The following is a 5145-nucleotide window of genomic DNA, read 5'->3' on the forward strand; positions in this document are numbered from 1 at the left end:
CCCTAAGTAATCACTAGTATACCTGTGATTTTGCTAAATGATAAATACTTTTATTAAATAAATATTAACTCGCCTATGGGTATAGGAGTAATCGATTACTCTGAGTTGGATTGAGCCGAGATATTTATGCTGAAGTGCAATATATTCTCAACAATTGTTTAAAGTTTGTTACCTAGTCAAGAAATTCTACTAGGAGTTACGTCTTGACAAGGAGTTAAAATCAATCCCAATATCACCCTGTGCTCATGACCATGAATTCCCCACGTTTCCTGATCCTGCAACTGCTGATGACTACGGTAGTAGCCTGTGGTTCAACCAGCACTTCAACTCAAGCACCTGCGGCACCGACTGTACAAAAGTCCTCCTCTGAAGAATCTCCCCAAATTGCTCAGGCACCTACACAAACAAATGCTTTATCCACAAAAACCCTAATCGATACCAAAACCCTGACACCCCAACCGATTCAAATTACCCTGAATGATTTACCCCAACCTTTTGCTACTACTAGCGCCTCTCGACCTCCAAAAGTGGTAGCAATACCATCCAACCCAAGCCTAAAAGTACCAGCGGGTTTCCAAGTGAACGTATTTGCTGATGGGTTAGACCGTCCCCGCTGGCTAGCACTTACTCCCACTGGCGATATCTTGGTCACAGAAACTCGGGCAAATCGTATTCGTTTATTGCGCGACAGCAATGGTGATGGAGTTGCTGATGTCAAAAAAACTTTTGCTAGTGCCAGTAATGGGTTAAATATTCCCTTTGGCATGGCCTTTGCTGATCAATACTTCTTCTTGGGCAACACTAATGCTGTACTCCGGTTTCCCTACACAAAAGGTCAAGACCAACTCACTGGCAAAGGTCAAAAAATTGCTGACCTTCCTGGCGGCGGCTACAACCAGCATTGGACACGCAATGTGGTAGTATCTCCCAAGCTAAACAAAATCTACGTCTCTATTGGTTCACGGTCTAATGTCGATCGCGAACCCCTACCCCGAGCATCGGTACAGGTGATGAACTTGGACGGCTCAAACCAACAGACTTTTGCCTATGGGTTACGTAATCCTGTCGGTCTCGACTTTCACCCAATTACTGGTGAACTGTACACTACCGTCAATGAACGAGATCTGATCGGAGATGACCTAGTTCCTGATTACTTCACCCGTATTCGCCAAGGGGAATTCTATGGTTGGCCCTATGCCTATTTAGCCCCCCATCTCATCGATCCCCGTCAAACCCGCAATGGTCAAAGCATCAAACCTGAACTGGTTGCCCAAACCCGAACTCCCGATGTCTTGTTCCAATCGCACTCAGCAGCACTAGGATTACAATTTTATGATGGACGGACCTTTCCAGAAAAGTATCGTAACGGTGCCTTTGTAGCGTTTCGTGGCTCTTGGAATCGTAACCGAGGCACCGGTTACAAACTTGTCTTTGTTCCCTTTAAAACTGATAGACGACCATTAGGCTATTATGAAGATTTTCTGACTGGTTTTCTGATCGATTCCTCAGGACCAACCACCTGGGGACGTCCAGTTGGGTTGCTGGTGCTAAAAGATGGCAGTCTGCTCGTCACAGAAGAAGCCAACAACCGAATTTACCGGATCCAATACCGCAATAGTAACCCGTGAAGTACCCTCGACTAAGCCGGAATATCTTATTGATTACAACTTAATTAGGAGAAAAATTTTTTGACTGGCAATTCATCCCCCACTAACCGCACTTAGTGTAGATTAGGGAATGTTTACCGAATCTTGTTAAACCTGGCTTGGTACTAATGACTAATGACTAATGACTAATTAGAAGTCTTGGTAAAGATATTGAGGAAAACTTAATATCAAACAAATAACAATAATGTGCCATGCTAAGGTGTTGTTCGGGAAACCCACCTAATCCCTTTGACGTTTATGCAATCGCCAAATTCCCTACGTCGGACAAAGATTGTTGCCACAATTGGCCCTGCGAGCAATAGCCCAGATGTTCTCAAGGCACTAATTCAAGCTGGTGCCACCACTTTACGACTCAACTTTTCCCATGGCACCCATGAAGACCATCAGCGCAATATTCGCCTGATTCGCCAGACGGCCTTTGAACTCAATCAGCCTGTAGCGATCCTCCAAGACTTGCAAGGACCGAAAATTCGCTTGGGGCGGTTTGAAAACGGTTCCATTGTTGTCAACAATGGCGATCGCTTCACCTTAACCAGCAAATCGATGGTTGGTAAACAGGAAATCAGTTCAGTTACCTACGAACCCCTAGCGGACGAAGTGCCTGTGGGAGCCACCATCCTATTAGATGATGGCAAAGTTGAGATGCGGGTAGATAAGGTAGACCGAGAGGAACGAGCCTTGCACTGTACCGTTACCGTCGGTGGACCCCTCTCAAATAACAAAGGAGTTAACTTCCCTGGTGTCTACCTATCTATCAAAGCTCTGACCGATAAAGACCGACGAGATTTAATGTTTGGTTTGGATCAAGGTGTGGATTGGGTAGCACTCTCCTTTGTTCGTAATCCTCAGGACATCTTGGAAATCAAAGAACTGATTAACAGTGCTGGGAAGCAGGTACCCGTGGTTGCCAAAATTGAAAAGCATGAAGCCATTGAGCAAATGGAGGCAATTATCTCCCTGTGCGATGGAGTGATGGTTGCTCGGGGTGACTTAGGGGTAGAACTGCCAGCAGAGGATGTACCAATCTTACAAAAGCGACTGATTGCCTCAGCAAATCGACGGGGAATCCCAGTCATCACTGCCACTCAAATGTTGGACAGTATGGTTCACTCGCCCCGACCAACTCGTGCAGAAGTTTCTGATGTAGCTAATGCTATCCTTGATGGCACTGATGCAGTCATGCTCTCTAACGAAACAGCTGTTGGTAAATACCCAGTAGAAGCCGTAAAGACCATGGGCACGGTTGCGGTGCGCATTGAGCAAGAACAGATTATCGGTCATGCTCGTGACACCAGCCGCTCCATTCCCAATGCTATATCCCAAGCAGTTGGTCACATTGCCGAGCAGTTAGAGGCAGCAGCCATCATGACTCTGACTAAAACCGGTGCTACAGCGCGGAATGTTTCTAAATTCCGACCCCAAACTCCCATATTAGCAGTAACACCTCATGTAGATGTGGCTCGACAACTCCAGCTAGTTTGGGGGGTCAGACCTTTGTTAGTCCTGGATTTACCCTCAACTGGTCAGACCTTCCAAGCCGCAATGAGTGTGGCTCAGGAAAAACAGCTTCTAACAGAAAGAGATTTGGTCGTCATGACGGCTGGGACAATCCAAGGTGTGGCTGGGTCAACAGACTTAATTAAAGTAGAAGTAGTCAAAGCAGTTTTGGGTCAGGGAGTTGGTATTGGTCAGGGATCAGTAAGTGGTGTTGCTCGGGTGGCTGACACTGATGGTGATTTACCTAACTTCAACCACGGAGAAATCCTAGTGGCTCCTTCAACCAATGCCAAATTTGTGGAAGTCATTCGCAAGGCAGCAGGAATTATCACTGAGGAAGATAGTATAACTAGCCATGCAGCAGTGATTGGGTTACGCTTGGGTGTGCCAGTAATTGTGGGGGTGAATAATGCGACCCAATTGATTCGGGATGGGGCAATCTTGACTCTGGACACACAGCGGGGGTTAGTTTATTCTGGTACCCTTGGGGCTAGCCCCACTGACGGGTTACTAATGACTTGAATAAAATATACTATACCCATAACTATTGTCTATTTTGCTTTGGCTATTGCCTGGTTTGTATGTTCATGCTCAAGGGTCACTTAACTATCAAATAGTTTGTGGTAGTATTCGGCTACTAACTTAACCTGGTAGAGTCAATATTTGGAAATTAGTAAGTGGTAAGATCAAGTCCGGTTAATCACTTATAAAATGGTTAATACTATACTCATGAATTGTTAATTGTTAATTGTTAATTGTTAATTGTTAATTGTTAATTGTTGATTTGCCATTTTCAATTTTCAATTAACGAAAAACCCAGAATTATAAGTAGTCAACCGGACAGGATATTACTCATGACCGTAACTGTCCTGCTTTAAGCTTGTAGACTGATCAAAATTTATCATCAACACATCTTGGTTTTTACATCTTTAGTGCTTCGATTTCAGTGAGTAGGGATTGAGTTTCAATATGCTTCTGTCTCAGTTTCCCTGCCAAGATATTTTTTTGCTGATTTAGTTGTTGTTTTTCCATAGTCAGGCATTGATTTTCAGCCCTCTCCAACTCAAGTTGCCTTTCTAAGCATGCTTTATCCCATGCCAATTGTTTGTTTTGTCTTAGGAGTGATTTAACTTCCGTCTTGACTTGGTTTAGCTCCACAATTATTCCTTTGGTTTTCTGTACCATAAACTCCCAGGCTTGATAATCCCAATTTGAAGTTTCTGCTCCGCCATCAAGCTCTTCAAGAAAAGCCTGCTTTTCCAACTCCAGCCGTTCAACCCTCTCTTGCAGTGAGACATTTTTTTTATGCAACCTCCTTAAGGAGTTATTAACTACAATAAACTTATTGATTATCCCGATGATTTGCTGATGACTTTCTTTAAGTTCATAGTCCAGCCACTTGATTTTCTCATTAGCCAAATTTAGATCTTGTTCAATGGCTTCATAGTTATTGAAAATAAAAAAAAACCAATAAATTAATAAATTTTGGATTTGATTGCTATCTTTGATAGTATTGTTTTTGGGTTTATAATCATAAATTTCCAATAAAAACCAGCTGAATAACCAAAAAATGATACTTGAATTCATGAGACCTTCCTTGTCAAGTGATTACATCACTTTTAGCATCAACGTGACCTAGTACGACAACCGTGTAAATACATAATTGAGCTAACTGAGCTAACTCATTACAAAACTGATATTACGAGGAATTTAACCGAATTAGTGTATTTTGAAAAGCTCCTCTTGATAAAACAAAAATTTTTGACTGCTAGGCTTTTAGTCGGGATTGGTTAGTTAGCCCATCAACTAATACCAATTCTTCAAAGTAGAAGTTATAGATGCAGATGGTCAGATGGTCAGATGGTCAGAGGCTCAGATGCTCAGAGGCTTAGATGCTCAGATCAAACGAATGTGTAGCCATGTGAGCACTAAGAATTGGTATAACTTAAGAATTGGTATAACTTAAAAATTGGTAGAAGTA

General features: G+C 42.9%; 3 protein-coding genes. 2 read left to right on the forward strand and 1 reads right to left on the reverse strand.

From position 1 onward, the window contains the following. Window positions 1–251 precede the first annotated feature (251 nt). Together F6K37_RS31625 and pyk are read left to right on the forward strand one after the other, a co-directional pair. Window positions 252–1628 carry a PQQ-dependent sugar dehydrogenase gene (locus tag F6K37_RS31625; protein WP_287254520.1) on the forward strand — a complete coding sequence of 459 codons (1377 nt, stop codon included), beginning with the start codon at window positions 252–254 and terminating at the stop codon, window positions 1626–1628. A 276-nt stretch (window positions 1629–1904) separates the two neighbouring features. Then, a complete protein-coding gene (gene pyk / locus F6K37_RS31630) occupies window positions 1905–3686 on the forward strand; it encodes a pyruvate kinase (protein ID WP_008184687.1) in 1782 nt (593 codons plus the stop codon). Between the two features lie 399 nt (window positions 3687–4085). Here pyk and F6K37_RS31635 read toward each other — a convergent pair whose 3' ends face one another. Further along, window positions 4086–4751, reverse strand: coding sequence for a hypothetical protein (locus tag F6K37_RS31635; RefSeq protein ID WP_287254522.1), 666 nt, complete (start codon window positions 4749–4751; stop codon window positions 4086–4088). Window positions 4752–5145 lie beyond the last annotated feature (394 nt).

The sequence above is a fragment of the Moorena sp. SIO4E2 genome, assembly GCF_010671945.1.
GTDB lineage: Bacteria > Cyanobacteriota > Cyanobacteriia > Cyanobacteriales > Coleofasciculaceae > Moorena > Moorena producens.

What these genes read in the sequence shown, in the direction of transcription:
- pyk (WP_008184687.1), top strand. Translation starts at nt 1,905, where the DNA reads ATGCAATCGCCAAATTCCCTACGTCGGACAAAGATTGTTGCCACAATT.
- F6K37_RS31635 (WP_287254522.1), bottom strand. Translation starts at nt 4,751, where the DNA reads ATGAATTCAAGTATCATTTTTTGGTTATTCAGCTGGTTTTTATTGGAA.
- F6K37_RS31625 (WP_287254520.1), top strand. Translation starts at nt 252, where the DNA reads ATGAATTCCCCACGTTTCCTGATCCTGCAACTGCTGATGACTACGGTA.